The sequence below is a fragment of the Tolypothrix bouteillei VB521301 genome (genome assembly GCF_000760695.4).
GTDB lineage: Bacteria > Cyanobacteriota > Cyanobacteriia > Cyanobacteriales > Nostocaceae > Scytonema > Scytonema bouteillei_A.
Genome location: NZ_JHEG04000001.1, coordinates 7,336,420 through 7,355,735, shown reverse-complemented (window position 1 = coordinate 7,355,735; position 19,316 = coordinate 7,336,420). Strand labels below are relative to the sequence as shown.

The 19,316-nt window shown below is 40.8% G+C and carries 15 protein-coding genes; 1 reads left to right on the top strand and 14 read right to left on the bottom strand.

What is annotated here, in order from left to right; translation table 11 throughout:
• Nucleotides 1-49: 49 nt before the first annotated feature.
• From HC643_RS30040 to HC643_RS30020, 5 genes are read right to left on the bottom strand one after another with little or no spacing between them, the layout of a single operon-like run.
• Entirely contained in the window at nucleotides 50-283 is a 234-nt protein-coding gene (locus HC643_RS30040; RefSeq protein WP_038081277.1) for a hypothetical protein, read from the bottom strand.
• Nucleotides 277-1,476, bottom strand: a complete 1,200-nt coding sequence (locus HC643_RS30035; protein ID WP_038081279.1) for a DUF4159 domain-containing protein — start codon at nucleotides 1,474-1,476, stop codon at nucleotides 277-279. The genes HC643_RS30040 and HC643_RS30035 overlap by 7 nt, the downstream gene beginning before the upstream one ends.
• 53 nt (nucleotides 1,477-1,529) lie before the next feature.
• Nucleotides 1,530-2,546, bottom strand: coding sequence for a phage tail protein (locus HC643_RS30030; RefSeq protein ID WP_038081280.1), 1,017 nt, complete (start codon nucleotides 2,544-2,546; stop codon nucleotides 1,530-1,532).
• An 11-nt stretch (nucleotides 2,547-2,557) separates the two neighbouring features.
• Nucleotides 2,558-4,735, bottom strand: coding sequence for a putative baseplate assembly protein (locus HC643_RS30025; RefSeq protein ID WP_038081282.1), 2,178 nt, complete (start codon nucleotides 4,733-4,735; stop codon nucleotides 2,558-2,560).
• A 2-nt stretch (nucleotides 4,736-4,737) separates the two neighbouring features.
• Nucleotides 4,738-5,157, bottom strand: coding sequence for a GPW/gp25 family protein (locus HC643_RS30020; RefSeq protein WP_038081284.1), 420 nt, complete (start codon nucleotides 5,155-5,157; stop codon nucleotides 4,738-4,740).
• Nucleotides 5,158-5,344: 187 nt separating this feature from the next.
• Between HC643_RS30020 and HC643_RS30015 the strand changes: the two genes are divergently transcribed.
• Complete coding sequence (locus tag HC643_RS30015; RefSeq protein ID WP_050046719.1) at nucleotides 5,345-5,662, top strand: hypothetical protein; 318 nt, start codon at nucleotides 5,345-5,347, stop codon at nucleotides 5,660-5,662.
• Between the two features lie 52 nt (nucleotides 5,663-5,714).
• On the opposite strand, the gene HC643_RS30010 is transcribed toward HC643_RS30015, so the two are convergent.
• The 9 genes from HC643_RS30010 to HC643_RS29970 form a co-directional block, all read right to left on the bottom strand.
• Nucleotides 5,715-7,265 (bottom strand): ATP-binding protein, encoded by a 1,551-nt coding sequence (locus tag HC643_RS30010; protein ID WP_038081285.1) that lies wholly within the window; start codon nucleotides 7,263-7,265, stop codon nucleotides 5,715-5,717.
• A 60-nt stretch (nucleotides 7,266-7,325) separates the two neighbouring features.
• Nucleotides 7,326-7,937, bottom strand: coding sequence for a DUF4142 domain-containing protein (locus HC643_RS30005; protein WP_050046720.1), 612 nt, complete (start codon nucleotides 7,935-7,937; stop codon nucleotides 7,326-7,328).
• Between the two features lie 52 nt (nucleotides 7,938-7,989).
• Entirely contained in the window at nucleotides 7,990-9,954 is a 1,965-nt protein-coding gene (locus HC643_RS30000; protein WP_038081287.1) for a VgrG-related protein, read from the bottom strand.
• 22 nt (nucleotides 9,955-9,976) lie between these two features.
• Nucleotides 9,977-10,600 carry a CIS tube protein gene (locus tag HC643_RS40935; protein WP_050046721.1) on the bottom strand — a complete coding sequence of 208 codons (624 nt, stop codon included), beginning with the start codon at nucleotides 10,598-10,600 and terminating at the stop codon, nucleotides 9,977-9,979.
• A gap of 35 nt (nucleotides 10,601-10,635) precedes the next feature.
• Complete coding sequence (locus HC643_RS29990) at nucleotides 10,636-15,534, bottom strand: hypothetical protein (RefSeq protein ID WP_167844775.1); 4,899 nt, start codon at nucleotides 15,532-15,534, stop codon at nucleotides 10,636-10,638.
• Nucleotides 15,535-15,671: 137 nt separating this feature from the next.
• Nucleotides 15,672-16,199: a phage tail protein gene (locus HC643_RS29985; protein WP_167844774.1), complete on the bottom strand. Its 528-nt coding sequence runs from the start codon at nucleotides 16,197-16,199 to the stop codon at nucleotides 15,672-15,674.
• Nucleotides 16,199-16,375, bottom strand: coding sequence for a hypothetical protein (locus HC643_RS29980; RefSeq protein ID WP_162002209.1), 177 nt, complete (start codon nucleotides 16,373-16,375; stop codon nucleotides 16,199-16,201). Before HC643_RS29980 ends, HC643_RS29985 begins: the two co-directional genes overlap by 1 nt.
• Before the next feature lie 41 nt (nucleotides 16,376-16,416).
• Nucleotides 16,417-17,190, bottom strand: a complete 774-nt coding sequence (locus tag HC643_RS29975) for an FHA domain-containing protein (protein WP_063779569.1) — start codon at nucleotides 17,188-17,190, stop codon at nucleotides 16,417-16,419.
• Nucleotides 17,177-19,306, bottom strand: a complete 2,130-nt coding sequence (locus HC643_RS29970; protein WP_038074149.1) for a substrate-binding domain-containing protein — start codon at nucleotides 19,304-19,306, stop codon at nucleotides 17,177-17,179. Before HC643_RS29970 ends, HC643_RS29975 begins: the two co-directional genes overlap by 14 nt.
• Between the last annotated feature and the right edge of the window lie 10 nt (nucleotides 19,307-19,316).

Here is a 19,316-nt window from a genome sequence, read left to right as displayed (position 1 = left end):
CATCGGCACAACAAGGCGCTGCACCCGACGGACGGCCTACAGCTTCGGCTTACCGCTGCGTTGGTTCCTCTTTGCGATCGCCAGATAATGTGCCGTAAGGATTAGCTTTTCCCCATGAAAAATTGGTCTGTTGTTGTAACTGCTGCCAATAGCATTCTATAGTTGGTTGAACTAGTCCTAACTTAACAATTTCATTACCACAATTAGCTTCAGCGGGTGCGATCGCAACTCCCACACTTAATGCTACCATTGCAGTTGGAATTAAATAAATTAGTTTTACCATAAAGCAGAATAATCCTCCTGTTGCAAACCAATTAACTGTCGCCGTTTCCAAGCGTATTGAAGAATATTAATACCCAATTCCTGAGCCGTGCGAATATCAAATCTAGATAAAGATAATTCTTGGTCAAGCCCCCAAGACATTGCTAAATCTCCAGTCACCAAAATAATTCCTCCTTCTAGAAACATCTGAATTGGTTGTTGATTGACTGTTGGCAAAGCAGCAAATAAGAAAGGTTTTGTCCTTAAAGGATGATTTCGACGAAATTCTTCTAAAGGCTTTAAAAAATAACCTAATTGTTGAGCCAAAGTTTGAGTACTTTCAATTAAAGCGAGCGCATCGAATGGTGCATCAACTAAAAGGGTTCCACCTTTATCTAAGTACGCTTTTAAATTATCAAATTCACGACTATTCAAAGCTAGTGCGTCTTTACCCGTTAAGTAAAGCAAATCATAATCCAGAAGGTATTCTTCTAAAGAAACTTGACCAATATCATCAGAGCCTTTTAAAGAAGCATGAAGAACTTCTACAGACTGTAGTAAATATGAAAGGTTAAAAAAGTTCCGAGAATACTCAGGGTCGGTATGACTGACTAAAGCCATACGCACGATCGCTTGAGGACGTACCTGAGCATAAATGCGATAGCGCAAGTCTACATTGTTATACCCTGGGAAAAAAGCATCTGTAGGTTGAGTAATCGAAACTGGTCCTGGTTGCAAGAAAATTCGACAAAGCTCTATTTCTGTATGTTCTGGTCGCTGGCTTTTTTCATCTAAACGAAAAGTTTCTTGAAGGTACTCGCTTTGGTCATTACGCTGTAGTTGGTCTGGGTCTACATAACTCACCACCAAATATATCATCACAGGTTCAGTATCAGGAATTTCTGTCGCAATCCGAAATTCAAGTGCGTTAGGTACAACAATCACATTACCAGCAACATCAATTGCAACACCCGGTTGAATTTCCACCCAACGATTGTCTCGATATTCTGCTTTATATGAAGAAGGAGGAGCAATCACTCGCACACCTAAACCACAGACAATTCCTGGTTGATGGAGTGATTGATAGTGAACATTTTGCCGCAACCGGTGGTACTCATGTGCCTTGCGCCAGCGTTCGGCATTAATTAATAAACCATCTAAGGCTTGAAGGCGTGTTAAAGGTTTAATGGGTGGTGGTGGAAAAGGATGTGTCATGGTAGGAGTTAGGAGTTAGGATGTAGGGGATAGGGGCGCAAGGCATTGCACCCTTACATAAATAATTCATAGGTGCAAAAAGCAGGTTTTTCTTGGTCGATGATACGCCGCACCAATTTTTCGTCCAGAGTTGTATTATCAGCACGCAAACGCACAATAAAGTGGTAAGGCTGACCGCCGCCTAAGACAGTATTTTCTCCTAAGTTTGCTGACGATAAGATAAAACCTTGGCTAAAGGGTTCTGTAATGCTGATATGTTTTTCGGCTTCTTGAGGTATATCCTCATCTAAAGGTAAACCCGTATAAAGATGTAAGTAAAGACGCAATCCTTTGCGAGTTCCCCGCCAACGATAAAGTTCCATAGCACGGCGAATCAAACGACGCTGCTGAGGTATACCCCAGATTGAATCGAGTGGCCAAGCTACCCAGTAAGCTAAAAAGGGTAATAAAGCTGTTGGTGCTGTCAAGGGATCTAGGTTTGCCCACATGACCTTGAAGTTTTGAATCACCGGCTCGATCGCTTGTTCAAATATCTGCATGAAGCGACTCATAAAGTCAATTTCACGGTAGACAGCCGGGAGAAAACTCATGTAGCTAGTGTAAGGACGGATGTATAAACCAAACTCCTCTTGCTGAACTTGTTCTTGCTCGGTATTTTCATTGATATGTACGTCAATTATGCAGTGATAATCAAGCACTAACCGCTCTCGTGTTTCCGGGCTGATTGCTTCTCGATCCTCAAAAAATGTAGCCGGAACAAAAAAATAAAGCACGGCTTCCATTTGCGCTCCAGGAGCAATTTCTTTGTCCTCTGTGATAATTTGGCACCACTCAAGAGGAAAGTTTCCTTCTACTTTCAAGGTTAACTGCAAGGTGTGTTGTTCCAAGTTTTTTACTTGTACAATCGTCTCGCTGGGTTCTCCAGGATATACAAGCAAACTCTTTTGAGCGACTGATTCTATAATTACACTACCAGAAGGTAAGGCAGGGTCTACAGAAGGCATCGCTTCAGGAACTCGCATTGGGGTTATTTGAATACTTACAGGAGGATTAGAGCGAGTTTTCAGCATAGTCATATCCTTCAGGTAGTGATGAGAGTGATATCATGACCGGAGCGCAAATTTTTATCAGCCCAAGAGCAGATCAAATCTTGCGGTTCTAGGTTAATAAAAGCTTCTGGATCTTTTTCCCGAACCCAAATTTGCCCTTGCTTGCGTATTGAAAATAACAAAATTGCCCCTAAGTAACGTACTCCAGGAATTTGTTGTAATAACGCTACAATATCTGAAGGATAAACAGATCGTCCAAAAGGCCAACCTTTACCTTCTGGTCCTCCAGTAAGGGGATTTAAATATTGATACAGAAGGACACGCAATTTTAACAGAATTTCTTGTTGAGCAGAAGAATGTTCGTAAGCTGGTTCGAGAGCAACTTGTGCTCGTATGGAAACACCTACATATTTCGGTTCTTGAAGTTGCACCTGTACGCCTAACAATCGCCTTTCATCTAAGTAGTGCAAAACTTTTTGTTGGACTGCTTCTTCTATGACAAACTGTTCTGGGCGTATTCCTTCTCCTCGAGCAATTCCATCTAGATTTGCTTGTGGCACAATTAACAGACGTATATTACCTGCATCGCGTGAAGAAGTGGGTGTGATACAATGAACTCTTGCGATCGCTCCTGGAACAGCCCGCTGTGCCATCACTTCAAAATCTTCGGCAGTGACAGCGCGATCGCGAGTCCGCAGTATTTGTGGAGCTCTCAGGACAGCCCGATCCAAAGTTTCGCCATCAGCCCCATTGCGTGCGGGGTTATGATTGTTCACCTTAGCAACATAAGGAACAGCCGTTCTTAAAAATTGAAGCGTACCGCTTTGAACGTTACCCTTACGTCCACCACCAATGCGATAAGCGATCGCTCTAATTTCCGAACCACGAGGTGGAATAGCCCCGTACTGATATTCCAACATTTGCAGATCGGCTAACCTAGAGTCTGCTTGCTTTGACTGCTGTATTCTGGAGCGAATTTGTGTTTGGTGGCTGAGAGAATTAGGTTCGCGAATTAAAGGACCAAATTGAACTTCACCAGTTAAAGAATCAATAGTATAGTGAAGCGAACTAGGATCGGAATCGGCAAAATCTGAAACCTCCTGCCATTTTTGAGGTAACCCTCCAGGAGGAGTTACGACTATAAACTCATTTTCTCGACGGCTTAAAATAGGAGAGCCTTGTAATTGAAAAGTTTGACCGGGCGTACCATCGCTTATTCCTAATACCTCGTTCAAAATTAGAATACTTTGGCTAGCATCCACAGTACCCCCAATAGCTTGTACGCCTAAGCCGACGATCCTTGGAGAATTAGTATAACCCGGTTGATTGGTATTTGGAGTTGTCAAAACACAGCGCAACCAGCGACCTCGATAAGTCGTAAAGCTAGTCACTGGCCACTTTTGGGGTATATGCAGAACTACATCTGCACCTTGAGCGGGGTTGTGTTGTTCGTAGAAACTAAAACCACGAGTCGCATCATCATCTTCTCTGAGCAAGACTGGTTCCCATTGTTGACCGTCCCAGGCTTCCCAACGACGGGGTGGTTGATTGGGGTTGATACCAGTGGATGTCGCCGCCGCCCCTTTAAACCTAATTTGCATGACGTTACCGTCTAGAGAGTCTTCGGAATCCAGTACTAGATAAAAACAATTACCTGGTTTTGGTTGCTCTTCAAATAAGAGTTGCTCGCGACCTCCCCAGTCTCCATTTGTCTGACGAGTCCATTGATTGGTGACGCGATCGCGCAAAGTTTCAGGAATTTCATTAACTGTTTGAGCAGTCAAAAAGTGTTTCAGAATGGGTTTACCAATGACTAAAGGACGATCCGTTGTGAAAACAATCGCTTCACTTTCTTGGGTTCGATCTGTTGCAACTTCTATCCCAGAGGGAATTGTGTAAGCTTTTTCTAAAGCAGTGCTTAAATAAAACGTTAACTCTGTTTGTGCTGGAACTGGTGGCTGAAGGCGAATACCTAATAATTCTAGAAAAGCAACATAATTTTTACGAGGAACTTGGTTAAACCTAAGTAATAATTGGTCGCTTATCCAAGCAAATAATTCAATTAGGGTAATTCCCGGATCGCTCAAGTTATGGTCTGTCCACTCCGGACAGTAACGGGGAATTCGCAAAATGCACTCTTCTACTAATTCATTAAAAGTGCGATCGTCTAAATTAGAAGAAGGCAACTTAGGTAAAAAATCAAATTCCACAGTTACTCTTCCTCCTCACTTAACAAATAAAAAGGATAAACAAAGTTATAGAGATCTGGGTAATTTTTTAAACGATAAGCGATCAGTATATCGACTCTTCCCCGCACGGGGTCAGCATCTGTTATAACCCGATCCAACATAATGCGTGGCTCCCATTTTTCCAAGGCTTCTCGAACGTAAAGACGAATTTGTAACAAAGTATCGTTATTCATAGGCGCAAACGCCAATTCCGATAAGCGCGAGCCAAAATCAGGACGATAGACCCGTTCTCCTATTTCAGTACGTAAAATAAGCCAAATAGATTCTCTAACCTTTTGTGCTTCAGCGTGAAGTTGTATTCCTCCCTGTACGCTCAACTGCAACGGGAAAGCCCAACCTCTCCCTAGATATTTGTTTTGCTGACCATTCACCGTTTCTGGCATTCAGGCAGCCCTCATATAAAGTTTGTATATTATTAAGAATAACGAATTTGATAAAATATTTGATTCGCCAAAAGTCGAAAACAAATCTTTCTGAATTCTTTACTTTTCTGACTTACTCTTAAAGAAACAGTTTAGAGATTGGCTTTTCTAAACAATATCCACTTATTAAATTAGGAAAAACACCACTATGAAAACGATCTACATTCTTCCCCTAGTCCTCGCTCCTGTTTTCTTAAACCCAAAAATAGCTTCTGCTGGCGAAATTTACCATCGAGAGTCTTCTCAACAACAACGTATTTTTGATGGTGTCAGAGAAGGACAAATTACGCCATATCAGTTTCATCATTTAGAAAATCGTGAAGCAGCGGTGAATGCAAGACGCATTCACGATTTGAGAAGAAATGGGGGATTTTTAACTTCACAAGAGCAAAGACATCTTAACCACGATTTAAATAAAATCTCTCACGAGATTCATAGAAGCCGAGAAAACGGAAGAATTTATTAAATTTGTCAAGGGTGCAATGCTTTGCACCCTACAATTCCTATCGCTTGAGTAATTATGCACGTACAACTTTGACAGAACGTCCATTTTTTGTAGTTGTGATTTGCGTTGTCAAACGTTCTTCTAGTGGTGGTGCTTTAGAACGTTGGTCAAAAATAATTAGCCAACCAAAATCTACACCTAAACGTGCTAAGTATGAATCTAATTGTTCTAAACCATCTGCCAATGGATCGCCTTTTTTATTATGCCAAGCTTTCAACTCGATTCCTAAAGTGAGACTTTTATATTTCAAACACAAATCCATGCGGTCCCGTCCAATTGCATATTCGCGTTCTATTGTTCCACCACCATTGACGACGCGATGCAAAAATGCCATTAGAACTATATGTGGAGCAATTTCGTGATAAGCAGCGCTTCCAAACAAAGGTTCTCCATGTTGTCGCCAAAATGCTATAAAAGCTTGCAATAGAGCCTCGGTATCAATTTCTCCAGTTGAAGTGAGCCAACTTGGACTAATGTAAGGTAAAGTGTCTTGAGTGCCTTGAACTAGAACACGGGGAATCACTTCGCGATAAATAGGATTTGCAATTGTCAATCCTGCTTCAGGATCGCGTCGCAATAATCCTAAATCGACCAGATATTGTCGGTCATCTGACAGCGTATCTCCTAATGTTTGTCCTGCAAGAATTGGTTCAATAATGGCTTTAACTCTTGGTTCTCGAAGTTTTTCTGCCAGAGAATCTAAATGGGTGTCTTGACGTGCTATTAATACTTCTTTTGCTGTTAATATATGTTCTGGTTTAATTTTTACATTTATATCACTCACTATCTCTTCAACAACTTCTTTAGCTAAGGCGTTGACTAACCAGGGTTGTCCCTGAGTTAAATCAAACGCCGTCTGAATGGCTTCTAGTGTGAAAACTTGTCCCGTCTCATCAGTATGTTGTTGATACAGTTCTCCCACTTCTTGGGCATTAAAATTTCTCAATGTTATTGAGCGCACTTTGATATTAAAGGGGCTTGATGTATTTAAGCGATTGCTACCTCCTGAAACGACTTTATAATCTCGTACATCTCGTAAACCAATCAAACCCACAGAAATCGGAAAATTTTTAGGACGATTGCGATAACCATCACGAAGTTGTCGTAAAAAAGATATGAGGGCTTCATCTTGTAACGAATCAATTTCGTCAACAAACACCACCAATGGTAGTGGTGAAGCTTGCGCCCATACCTGCAAAGCTGCTTGAATTCTTTGCCCTGGCTGCTCTTCATCCCACACCGGAGGGTGTAAATCTTCAGGCAAATCGAATCTCGCGCTTGCCCTCCAAGCTGCTAGAATTGCATTTTCTGCTGCTCCTGGATCGTGACGAAAAGGTGCTCCTACTTCTGCCGATACCATAACAGCGGTGTAGCGTCCGCTCTTCGTCAGTTGTTGTGCTAACGCTAGCATTGCAGTAGTTTTACCCGTTTGACGAGGTGCATGAATCACAAAATAGCTACGTTGCTCGATCAGTTGCTCTAAGTTGGGCATTCGGTTAGTGGGCGATAGCATATAGTGAATGTCAGCTTGGCAGGGACCCGCAATATTAAACCAACGAGACATGGCGTGCTTTCAACGTCTTCTAGAATGCCCTCATTGTAGCTAAACGATCGCCTCTCCTACTCAGTTTTGACTCATAATTGAGCGAGCCATTTGTAAATGCTCTTTCACCGTTGGAATAATCTTTGCAGCCCAAGCCTTTAAGGCTGGATTAGAACCCTGTTTTCCTTCTTGCTCAAATAAAGATAGAGTCTCTATGTGAGCTTTTACCATAGTATTCACATATGTTTGGTCAAAAGTAGAACCTGACAATTTTGACAGTTTGGTTAAAGTTTCTTGATTTTGCTTATCTATACCTGTTGGAAAAGCAATATTCTGTTGACTAGCTAACAGTTTGAGTTGATTATATGCTTGCGTATGGTCTTGAATCATACGTTCGGCAAACTGCTTTACCTCTGTTTGACTTGCTTGTGTTAATGCTAGTTTTCCAAGTTCTACTTCTGTTAAATTTCCTTGGGCTGCTGTAGTCACAAACTGTTTGTCAAAAGAGTTAAGTGCATACAAATCTGACTGAGTTATGTATTCATCAGCTTGAGTTGTAAGTTGAGGATTAAGACTACCAAAAGCTAATATCCTCGTACTGTTAATTGTAGTAATAGATACAGCTAGGATTGTACTAAAAAATCCCAAAGTCATTAAACGTTGTGTCCTAACCCTTTCGCTAAAATAAGACATATGTGTTCTCCTCGATTGAATAGAAACTTTTTACAAAAGCAATAGTAATTTTTTACACTACTGGTATTGTATTCGCTGTTACTACACCTTCCATAGAAATAGATATAGCTGCTATGTTAATCTCAGCAAACGCTTCCATCGTGATAGCCCCTCCTGCAGACAAGTTAAGATCGCCTTCTCCCCTAATACTGGCAAGACCTGTAGCGTGTAAGCTGACCTCTCCCTGAGCTTCAATACCAACAGCACCCGTTGCATTTATGTTGACATCGCCTGTTGCTCGGATATTAACGACTCCATCTGTATCCAAAGAGACTATCATGCCTTCATCATTAAAAGTCAAGCTTTGACCTGCAGCAGTTTTAATTTCAATTGACTTTTGAGGGCTATCATTTAAATTAACTTGGTGTCCCCCAGAAGTCTTAATTGTGACTCCCCGTGCAGAAGTTGAATCTTTCATGCGTACATGATGCCCTCCAGAGGTATGAATATAAACTCCCGCACAGTTTTTGTCTTCAGTTCCACTTCCCAAATCCTCTTCCACAAATTCAATAGTGTGACCTGTACGCGTTTTAATGGTTCGCAATCGGACTTTACCATTTTCAATCGTGTCATCTACTGCTTCAGGAGGAGTATCTACACCGTTCCAAACTCCACCAATAATATAGGGTCTAGTGATATTACCGTGTTCAAATCCAACTAGAACTTCGTCTCCTATCTCCGGTAAACAATAAAATCCTCGGTTTTGCCCAGCGCCAAGTCCTACCACCCTAGCCCAATTACTGCTATGTTTTTCAGTTAGAGTAGGAAATTTTACTTTCACTCTACCCATGTTGTCTTTATCATGATTATCAGTAACAATACCCGTTAAGAAAGTCTGTGCTGGTCGCAGATGTACTGGAGGGGCTATGCTTGTCAGCAGACTGTTGCTACGCAACCCCCTCACGCTAAATTCAGTTTTATAAACTCGTTCCCTATAAAGATGCCGTGTTTCCGTGACGTAATAATCACCACTGAAGAGATCGCCCATTCCCTCTAGATGTATAATTCGTGTCGGTCGGATTTGAGGATTGCCTTCGGCTCGCCCATCTGCATAAATAAATTCCCCTCCAAGTTCATTACACAAAGCTTGAGCGATCGCATCTGCTTGCTGTGCTGTAGATACGGGTTTGTCTACAACAATCATTGTGGGAGATTCTTTGAGATGATAATCGCCACTAGTACTGCTTCCTTTACCGAGACCAGATTGAGTCACAACTTTTTCTGAGTTAGCAGTTGAGACAATTGGTTGTTTTTTTGTGTAGTCCCAACTACGTACTTCTACCGCATTAACCTGTTGAGAACTTGTGGCACGAGGGTGAAAATGAGTAACGTCAATTAACCATTTCAGCTTCAAAGAAGATTTACTCTTAGGCGTCCGAAAGTATAATTTATTATCTTGGACAAAGAGTTCCATCCCATTCAAAGCAGCTAGTTCGTGTACAAACTCCCAATTTGTTTGATTTTCTTGGAATAGATAATCATACTGTCCGCCATTATCATCCACCTGACCAACCGTTATACCTGCTTCAGATGCAATTTTTTTAACAATTTCTCCAGCAGTATGGTTTAAAAACGAGCGGTTATGACGACCGCGATGCAAGCGATGAGCAGTATCGTAACCACGAATAATAATAGGAGCTTCAGATTTATCTGTAAAGGAGACTTCGATCGCGACGATTTCACCATTTTTGATGACATAATTTTTTTCCTCCTGACTAAACTCAGGAGATCTGGTTGTGCTAGTAGCAAAACCAATATCTATGGAATCACCAATTTTAAAATATTTTTCATTTTTCCAAGGTTGTTTGTCCTCTTGGTCTGCACCATCATAAGCATTATGTACCAGCAATGTAAACATTGATGGTAGATGTAAACTTTCTTCTACAGAAATCTGTATAATATCGTCAACCAATTCAGGAGGAGCATTCTGACCAGCAATTGTAATAAATGGACGAGACAAATAAAGACTATCCGACATAATTATAGAACTCCTATTCAATTTAATTGTTTTTAAGTAACGATTCAAGAGCAGCAGTATTATTCTTATTTCGTACACTCCTACTTCCACTAGTAGAAGGGTTTGATTTATTGAGTGGCGAGCGCCCTCCTTGACGAGAAGCAGCCAGATTCGTAATCCTTCCACCCGGTAAATTTGTAGGATCGACTTCTCTTAAATCAATGTCTACTAACGCCCGCACAGGTGTTCCATCAGCTAAAAACATAGTGAAAGTGTAACTTAACCTAGTCATTACGCAATAAAAATACTCCATTCCTCCCCACGATAAAATATAAATAGGCGGACGCTTATTTTCTCCATCTGGAGCACTAACACCTTTTTTAATATTTTCAATAATATCTATCAAATTTTCTCCAGTAGAAGAACGACCCTTATTTTCATAAGTATCGAATACAAGTTTGTTCAGGGATAAACTATAAGGATCGATCCCAGAGAAATTAGCTTTAGGTAACAAGCCATGACCCCTAGCGCCTCTGTCATAATCCCAACTAGACGACCTAGTAAAACTCATTTCTGTTGGATTAAACATAAACTTAATATCCTTAGCAGAGGGATCTGATAATGGGTCACCAGATACAACCTTTAGTATTGCTTTTTCAAGTGCCATTTGAATTGTTCTCCTACAATCAAGTGAATTAGAATTTACCAAGGTATACGACCGCGACCAGAATAATAGCCATAACGTTCTTGTTCAACTTCTAACCTCTGCCGCAACCAGTAATAGATTTCATGAGCTAGTGTTTCAAAAAGTGTAGAAGAGCGATCGTCAACTCCGCTTGTTGGCAACAATGGTTGTTCTACAGTTTCTCTAGAAGGTTGTCCGCTCATTTGTAATTGGCTGGCTGTGACTTGTCCACCCTTTGCAAAGCTCTTAATTTCAGGTAATTGATGTGTAAAAAATCTGGACGATTTTGACTTGAGAGAATTAGCTAAATTTTGAGAAGTTAATTCTTCACCAATAGGTTTAGAAGAAGTAAAGCCAATAGAGTTTGTAGTAAGACTGTTTCCCTTAGCCAATTCTTCAATACTCGACCATTGAGAGGGTAAATCGGAGTCATGAGAAGATGAATCTTTAGGAGAAACTTGCTTTTTAAAAATTAAAGGGCTTAAAGAATAATGGGACATACTTTGATTCACCTCTACCATTTTGTTTTCTCTTGAATTTGATTTAAGAGAACTAAGCGTTGAAAGGTTTAGGTTTTCAGTCTTTAATTGCAAAGAAGACGAACCGAGAGAAACTAACATTTTAGGTAAGCCTAACTGGGTATTTTTTTGTTGTTTGAAAAAAGCCCGATTCTTTTCTGCTTCTTGTCTCCTGTCTTCTATCTCTCTTGATAAAGAAGAGGTTTGTAAATAGTTTGATATTGTATTACCATTGTTAATTTGCTTCAGCAAATTGAGGTTTTTTTGTGCGTCTTTGGCATTAACCACAAACTCACCAGGAGTAAGCATGGCAGGTACAGTATCTGAAGCTGCTATTTGCTGTTTATTTGGGCTGCTGAGGGCAACGACTTGTCCGCCAACAGCATAACCTTGAGGTGGTGGTAGACTATCGACAGTTAGATCTGGTAAATCTTGTCCTGTCTCTACAATTGGAGTATCAGCAGTTCTCTCGGTTCTATCTATTTCAACTGTGGGATTGACTGATTCGGTAGGAGTACTTTGAGCAGGTTGAATGCCCTGATTATTGAAATTAATATCTTGTGGGAATGAAGTTTGAGGGGAATCGAGAGTTGGTTGCTGAGGAAATATTTTTGCCACAAACAAGTCTTGTTCGTTCTCAACGACTGTGTTAGACGTAGGAACTGGGTTTGATGTCGTAGGTTGTACGATCGCTGTCTGTACAATTGAAGTATCAGCAGTTCTCTCGGTTCTATCTATTTCAACTGTGGGATTGACTGACTCGTTAGGAGTACTTTGAGAAGATTGAATGCCCTGATTATTGAAATTAATGTCTTGTGGAAATGAAGTTTGAGCAGAATTGAGAGTTGGTTGCCGAACAGATGTTGTTACCACGGATGATGCTTGTTCGTTCTCAACTGCTGTGTCAGATGTGGAAATTGAGTTTGGTGTCGTAGGTTGCGCGATCGCTGTCTGTATAATTGGAGTATCGGCAGTTCTCTCGGTTCTATCTATTTCAACTGTGGAATTGACTGACTCGATAGGAGTACTTTGAGCAGGTTGAATGCCCTGATTATTGAAATTAATATCTTGTGGAAATGAAATTTGAGCAGAATCGAGAGTTGGTTGCCGAACAGATGTTGTTGCCACAGGCGATGCTTGTTCGTTCTCAACGGCTGTGTCAGATGTGGAAATTGGATTTGGTATCGTAGGTTGTGCGATCGCTGTCTGTGCAATTGGAGTATCGGCAGTTCTCTCGGTTCTATCTATTTCAACTGTGGAATTGACTGACTCGATAGGAGTACTTTGAGCAGGTTGAATGCCCTGATTATTGAAATTAATATCTTGTGGAAATGAAATTTGAGCAGAATCGAGAGTTGGTTGCCGAACAGATGTTGTTGCCACAGGCGATGCTTGTTCGTTCTCAACGGCTGTGTCAGATGTGGAAATTGGATTTGGTATCGTAGGTTGTGCGATCGCTGTCTGTGCAATTGGAGTATCGGCAGTTCTCTCGGTTCTATCTATTTCAACTGTGGAATTGACTGACTCGATAGGAGTACTTTGAGCAGGTTGAATGCCCTGATTATTGAAATTAATATCTTGTGGAAATGAAATTTGAGCAGAATCGAGAGTTGGTTGCCGAACAGATGTTGTTGCCACAGGCGATGCTTGTTCGTTCTCAACTGCTGTGTCAGATGTAGAAATTGGGTTTGGTGTCGCAGGTTGTGCGAGCGCTGTCTGTACAATGGGAGTATCGGCAGTTCTCTCGGTTCTATCCGCGTCAACTGTGGGATTGACTGAGTTGTTAGGAGTACTTTGAGAAGGTTGAATGTCCTGATTATTGAAATTAATATCTTGTGGAAATGAAGTTTGAGCAGAATTGAGAGTTGGTTGCCGAACAGATGTTGTTGCCACAGGCGATGCTTGTTCGTTCTCAACGGCTGTGTCAGATGTGGAAATTGGATTTGGTATCGTAGGTTGCGCGAGCGCTGTCTGTACAATTGGAGTATCGGCAGTTCTCTCGGTTCTATCTATTTCAACTGTGGAATTGACTGACTCGATAGGAGTACTTTGAGCAGGTTGAATGCCCTGATTATTGAAATTAATATCTTGTGGAAATGAAATTTGAGCAGAATTGAGAGTTGGTTGCCGAACAGATGTTGTTGCCACAGGGGATGCTTGTTCGTTCTCAACGGCTGTGTCAGATGTGGAAATTGGATTTGGTATCGTAGGTTGTGCGAGCGCTGTCTGTACAATGGGAGTATCGGCAGTTCTCTCGGTTCTATCTATTTCAACTGTGGAATTGACTGACTCGTTAGGAGTACTTTGAGAAGGTTGAATGTCCTGATTATTGAAATTAATATTTTGTGGGAATGAAGTTTGAGCAGAATTGAGAGTTGGTTGCCGAACAGATGTTGTTGCCACAGGCGATGCTTGTTCGTTCTCAACGGCTGTGTCAGATGTGGAAATTGGATTTGGTATCGTAGGTTGTGCGAGCGCTGTCTGTGCAATTGGAGTATCGGCAGTTCTCTCGGTTCTATCTATTTCAACTGTAAAATTGACTGACTCGATAGGAGTACTTTGAGCAGGTTGAATGCCCTGATTATTGAAATTAATATCTTGTGGAAATGAAATTTGAGCAGAATCGAGAGTTGGTTGCTGAGGAAATATTTTTGCCACAAACAAGTCTTGTTCGTTCTCAACGACTGTGTTAGACCCAGGAACTGGGTTTGATGTCGTAGGTTGTGCGAGCGCTGTCTGTACAATGGGAGTATCGGCAGTTCTCTCGGTTCTATCCACGCCAACTGTGGGATTGACTGAGTTGTTAGGAGTACTTTGAGAAGGTTGAATGCCCTGGTTATTGAAACTGGTATCTTGTGGAAATGAAGTTTGAGGAGAATCGAGAGTTGGTTGCCGAACAGATGTTATTGCCACAGGCGATGCTTGTTCGTTCTCAACGGCTGTGTCAGATGTGGAAACTGGGTTTGATGTCGCAGGTTGTGCGATCGCTGTTTGTACAATTGGAGTATCGACAGTTCTCTCGGTTCTATTCACCTCAACTGTGGGATTGACTGAGTTGTTAGGAGTACTTTGAGAAGGTTGAATGCCCTGGTTATTGAAACTGGTATCTTGTGGAAATGAAGTTTGAGGAGAATCGAGAGTTGGTTGCCGAATAGATGTTGTTGCCACAGGCGATGCTTGTTCGTTCTCAACGGCTGTGTCAGATGTGGAAACTGGGTTTGATGTCGCAGGTTGTATTATTGCTGTTTGTACAATTGGAGTATCGACAGTTCTCTCGGTTCTATTCACCTCAACTGTGGGATTGGCTGAGTTGTTAGGAGTACTTTGAGAAGGTTGAATGCCCTGGTTATTGAAGCTGGTATCTTGTGGGAATGAAGTTTGAGGAGAGTTGAGAGTTGGTTGCTGAGGAAAGATTTTTGCCACAAACAAGTCTTGTTCGTTCTCAACTGCTGTGTCAGATGTGGAAACTGGATTTGGTATCGTAGGTTGTGCGATCGCTGTTTGTACAATTGGAGTATCGACAGTTCTATCGATTCTATCCACGTCAACTGTGGGATTGACTGAGTTGTTAGGAGTACTTTGAGAAGGTTGAATGCCCTGATTATTGAAATTAATGTCTTGTGGAAATGAAGTTTGAGGAGAATCGAGAGTTGGTTGCCGAACAGATGTTACTGCCACAGGTGATGCTTGTTCGTTCTCAACGACTGTGTCAGCTGTGGAAACTGGATTTGGTGTCGTAAGTTGTGCGATCGCTGTTTGTACAATTGGAGTATCGACAGTTCTATCGATTCTATCCACGTCAACTTTGGGATTGACTGTGTGTACTGAAGTATCGACAGTTCTATCCGTTGGATTTGGTGTTGTTGATTTTGTTAGTGCTGCTTGCACAATTGGAGTATCATAAGTTCTCTCAACTTTTTGTTTAACAGTAGTCTTTTGGCCAGATTTTTTAGATATAAATTCTTTTTCACTAGTTTTAGACTTTACTTTTTTTTGATTATCTTGAGATACTTTTGTTGCCTTTGGCGATATTTTTTTAACAGATCGATTAATTTTTTTTGTATCAATTTTGTCTGCGGAATCAGTTTGTCGAACATCCGGGTTGTTTTTTATTTCATTTACTATATGCTCTGTTTCAGAGTTATTAAATGGAATTGCACTAGCCTCTTCCATCATTAAATTATTTACATCCAAATTAGGGAAATCTTCCCAAGACGTATTCAATTGCTTGGAGTCATATAAACTGATTTGTTGAATAAAAGACGGTGATTGCAATGTGCTGGATATTAAAGGTGGAAAATTAAATTTTCTCTGCAATAAAAAGTTAGGGGGAGATAAAGATTCTCCTATTGTAAGAAAAGGATTTGTCATTCCAAGTGAATGTTGAATAATTTTCATAGCAGCATTTGAGGATAATATTACTTATAGCGTTTTCTAGTCTGTTGAGGTACAAATTTATCTGCGTACACTGGCGTTCATGGGCAGTTAATTATTTCTTTCCGTACCTCACGCAAGTAGGAATTGCTATAGATAAGTCATGAACTAGAAAAATAACCTGTTGCCATACGTTGTGTTTTATTGCCTCCACCTCCTTGTTTACTAACTTTCAAGCCCTCAAATGCTAGAGTTAATTCCTCAATCACAACACCACTGCCATCGGCTTGCAAATCTGATGACTTCCAAGCTATGGGAATAGCACCAATCAGCGTCCAGCTTTTCATTATCTCACCCGCTTGATTGAACGTAATAATGTTAGCATTACGCCGACTAACTGGCTTATTTTCAAATAATTCATACAGCCATTTCCAAAAATTTAGATCATCTGTAGTCCCACGTTTGAGAGTTATGTCTGAAAAGGTTGAATGACCTAAAAAAACTCTTTGTTGTTCGTTCACTCCTCCCTCAAAATAAACTTCTTTCTCAATTTGAACGCTTAACCCAGAACATTCTGTAAATGATGCTGCTATGGAACCTCCTATTTCTACATAAAAACGATGAGTTGTAACATAATTCAGTTCATTTTTAATATTGCCGTTGACATCATTAGAAGAGTTAGCAACCATTACAACCACCTTTCCTTACCATAGTTTCTCATTCGATCTCGCTGACAGCGCATATCTTCTAGAAAAATTGCATACACGCGATCGCCCATCTGATTTAAAAGCAACGGATTGTCAAGACACTTTTTTGCTAGTGCAAGCATTGCAATGTATTCTGCTTCGTTAGCTAAATTACTCATACTCATACAGTGAACAGTAACCAGTAAATAGTGACCAATTATTAATTATTAGTTAATAAAACTGTGAAACAGACCAGTTTTTCTTGACCAAGTTGTAACACATCTTTGTCTTTCAGGGGATAGTGAATGCCGGGAGAAAGAAATTTTTCATTTAAATAAGTTCCATTTCGACTATTGTTGTCAACTAACATATATACATTTTGAGATTTATCCCAGTACACTCGTGCATGAGAACGAGAAACTATACCTTCATTAGAAATGCCAGATAAGTCTATTTCTGGTAAAACTGGATTGACTGGGCTTTGCCGACCAATGTAACCCTCTTCTCCGCGCAGGCGAAATTCTTTTCCAGAGGTATGAATTAGCTTTAGGGTGGGTTGAGCATTTGAATGCGGGGATGGAGTATGAATATGTGAGGAGCCTGTTGGTACTGGCTCGGCTGGTAAACTGACAACAGGCTGTGGTGGTGCTGGTGCTCGCTCGACTGGTGGGTTAAGGACAGGCTGTGGTGGTGCTGGTGCTCGCTCGACTGGTGGGTTGAGGACAGGCTGTGGTGGTGCTGGTGCTCGCTCGACTGGTGGATTGAGGACAGGCTGTGGTGCTGGTGCTGGTATTCGCTCGGCTGGTGAAGTAGCAGAAGATTTTGCATCAGGAGTTGCCTTAGCTAATTGCTTCTCTGATGCAAGAACCCGGTCGTCAGAAGGAGTTACTACATTGCCCAAAGGTGTACCGCACATGGGGCAGATTTTTGCATTATTCGGCAAAACACGGTTAAATAATTCGCAACTGGGGTTTGGACATCTATTTGCAGTCATATGAGTTTAGATATTTATCGGGTATGGGTTGTAAAGGAACAAGTCCTACTTTGGTGATGAGACATTGACCCTGACGAGTGGTTAACATCTCAGCAAATTTTTCTCCTGCTGGTGGAAGGCTGTTGTTATGGGGATATACAATTGCAAGGGGATAGCTTAATGGATAACTCCCACTCGTAAAAGTTTTAACGTCTAGGCGATTATCTTTATCACATATATTATCTGATGGAGTAATTGGCTGGTTGTTAAGTCGGAAAAGGGCTTGACTGGGAGACTTGTCGCCATCAACTATAGCTAAAGGATAACCCGCACACTGATTCCAAGTTTTACTCAGAATGCCATAACTAATAATGCCTGCTTTCCCTGTATCGAAGGCCGTAATAATTTGTTGCTGTGTCACTTCGGTTGGTTGTATTGTAACTATTGCTTTGTATTGAGCAATCTTTTGTGGGTCGTCTTGCAGCACAATTCTTTCAAATTCTCGCAATGCTTCAGGCTCAGTTGGAGCAAATGGTTTTATAGGAAGATTCGGTCCACCAAGTTGTTGCCAATTGGTAATTTGACCTGTATAAATTTGACGCAAGCGATCGAGAGTAATTTGTCCGTTAAGAACTCTAGGAAGATTTGCATCTTTCTTACTAAAAGCAACAAATACAAGTAATCCATCATATGCAATTTGTTTGTCAGCTAAATCATTTGGTAAATTATAAATTAAACTGGTCATTGCAAACTGTACCTGACCCTTTTGTACTTCTTCTATCGGTGTGCTACTAGTTTGTATATCAGCAGAAGATACGGGTTGATAGTTAAACTGTGCGTTTGCATCTGGTTTGGGTGTATTTAAGATTTGGGCGAAGGTTACTTCACTAGTCGGACGTACTTTTAAAACTGTACTCCATGTCCCGTCTGTTTCTCCGGTGTAAGTAAATACTCCTGAAGGCACTCCATTGACATCAGTAAAAGTCGGTACAAGTTGATTAAAGTCTGCAAAATAATCTTCTTTAACTCCTCCACGTCCTAAGAAATACCAAATGCTCCCGACAAATGATAATAGAGTGATGATACCTAGCAAGATAAGTAGGATGAGTGGTGTCCGAAAAGGTTTTTCTTTCTCTTCTTCAGGTACAACTTGAGTGAAACTGGTGATTTGATTTTCTAAAGGAAATTGGAGTAAAGCGAGACGAGCAGCTTCAGCACTCTCAAATGGGGTTTCTATACCCATTAAGCGATAGATAAACTGCTTTAAATTGGAACTAGATTTGAGCCATAACAGGTCATCTCTAGGATTGAGAGGTTGATTAGAGGTAGGATCGACTGATTTTCCTGCCAATAAATAAAAAGCAACTCTTCCCAATTCTTCTAAATCTTGTTGATAGTCAGGAGTTGAAGGTTGAGAGAAATTTGGTGGTTCAAATAAACGTTCCCAAATAGCTAAGTCACAAAAATATATAACAAAATATTGTTGATTATCTTGTACGATTAACAAACTATTTAAATTAATATTACCATGAACAATACCTTGTTGCACTTGACCTGAAGGAAAACGAAGTTTTTGCGTATGTAAGAATTGCAGAGTTTGTAAAGCTTGATTGAGGACTTCACGCACTTGAGAAGCACTCATTGCTCCTTTTTCTATCAGATATTGGCTTAAAGTTGGTGAAGTTTCTATGTTCCCCTGACTGATTGTGTAACAGCGTTTTTGTTGGGGATCGACAATGGCTTCCCAAAGACTAATGGAACGGAAATCTTGATTTCTGCCATCTGCTGGACTTACCCCCGCTACACGTAAAAATGTATCTTGACGTTGACGAGCTTCATCTGCATTAAAAGAACGAGAGGGTAATAAATATTCTTTGAGTACAATAGGTTGACTGTCAGTTATCTGTTTTCCTAAATACAAGCGCCCCATACCCCGAGAACCTAAGAAACGAGTGACTTGATAAATACCTCGACTCCCTTTAATTTCAGTTTTTTCTGGTAATAAGGCAGGAAAACCACATTCTAAACAAAACTTAGCCTGTGGGAATTCTTGCATTGTCATTTGAAGGCGATCGCAATTTAAGGGTGAATTGCGCGAACAAAAATATTCTTTATAATCAGGTTTGATTGATACCATTGTCTGTTTT

Coding starts and splice junctions, on each gene's coding strand:
- HC643_RS30040 (WP_038081277.1), bottom strand. CDS start 283: ATGGTAAAACTAATTTATTTAATTCCAACTGCAATGGTAGCATTAAGT.
- HC643_RS30035 (WP_038081279.1), bottom strand. CDS start 1,476: ATGACACATCCTTTTCCACCACCACCCATTAAACCTTTAACACGCCTT.
- HC643_RS30030 (WP_038081280.1), bottom strand. CDS start 2,546: ATGCTGAAAACTCGCTCTAATCCTCCTGTAAGTATTCAAATAACCCCA.
- HC643_RS30020 (WP_038081284.1), bottom strand. CDS start 5,157: ATGCCAGAAACGGTGAATGGTCAGCAAAACAAATATCTAGGGAGAGGT.
- HC643_RS30015 (WP_050046719.1), top strand. CDS start 5,345: ATGAAAACGATCTACATTCTTCCCCTAGTCCTCGCTCCTGTTTTCTTA.
- HC643_RS30010 (WP_038081285.1), bottom strand. CDS start 7,265: ATGTCTCGTTGGTTTAATATTGCGGGTCCCTGCCAAGCTGACATTCAC.
- HC643_RS30005 (WP_050046720.1), bottom strand. CDS start 7,937: ATGTCTTATTTTAGCGAAAGGGTTAGGACACAACGTTTAATGACTTTG.
- HC643_RS30000 (WP_038081287.1), bottom strand. CDS start 9,954: ATGTCGGATAGTCTTTATTTGTCTCGTCCATTTATTACAATTGCTGGT.
- HC643_RS40935 (WP_050046721.1), bottom strand. CDS start 10,600: ATGGCACTTGAAAAAGCAATACTAAAGGTTGTATCTGGTGACCCATTA.
- HC643_RS29990 (WP_167844775.1), bottom strand. CDS start 15,534: ATGAAAATTATTCAACATTCACTTGGAATGACAAATCCTTTTCTTACA.
- HC643_RS29985 (WP_167844774.1), bottom strand. CDS start 16,199: ATGGTTGCTAACTCTTCTAATGATGTCAACGGCAATATTAAAAATGAA.
- HC643_RS29980 (WP_162002209.1), bottom strand. CDS start 16,375: ATGAGTAATTTAGCTAACGAAGCAGAATACATTGCAATGCTTGCACTA.
- HC643_RS29975 (WP_063779569.1), bottom strand. CDS start 17,190: ATGACTGCAAATAGATGTCCAAACCCCAGTTGCGAATTATTTAACCGT.
- HC643_RS29970 (WP_038074149.1), bottom strand. CDS start 19,306: ATGGTATCAATCAAACCTGATTATAAAGAATATTTTTGTTCGCGCAAT.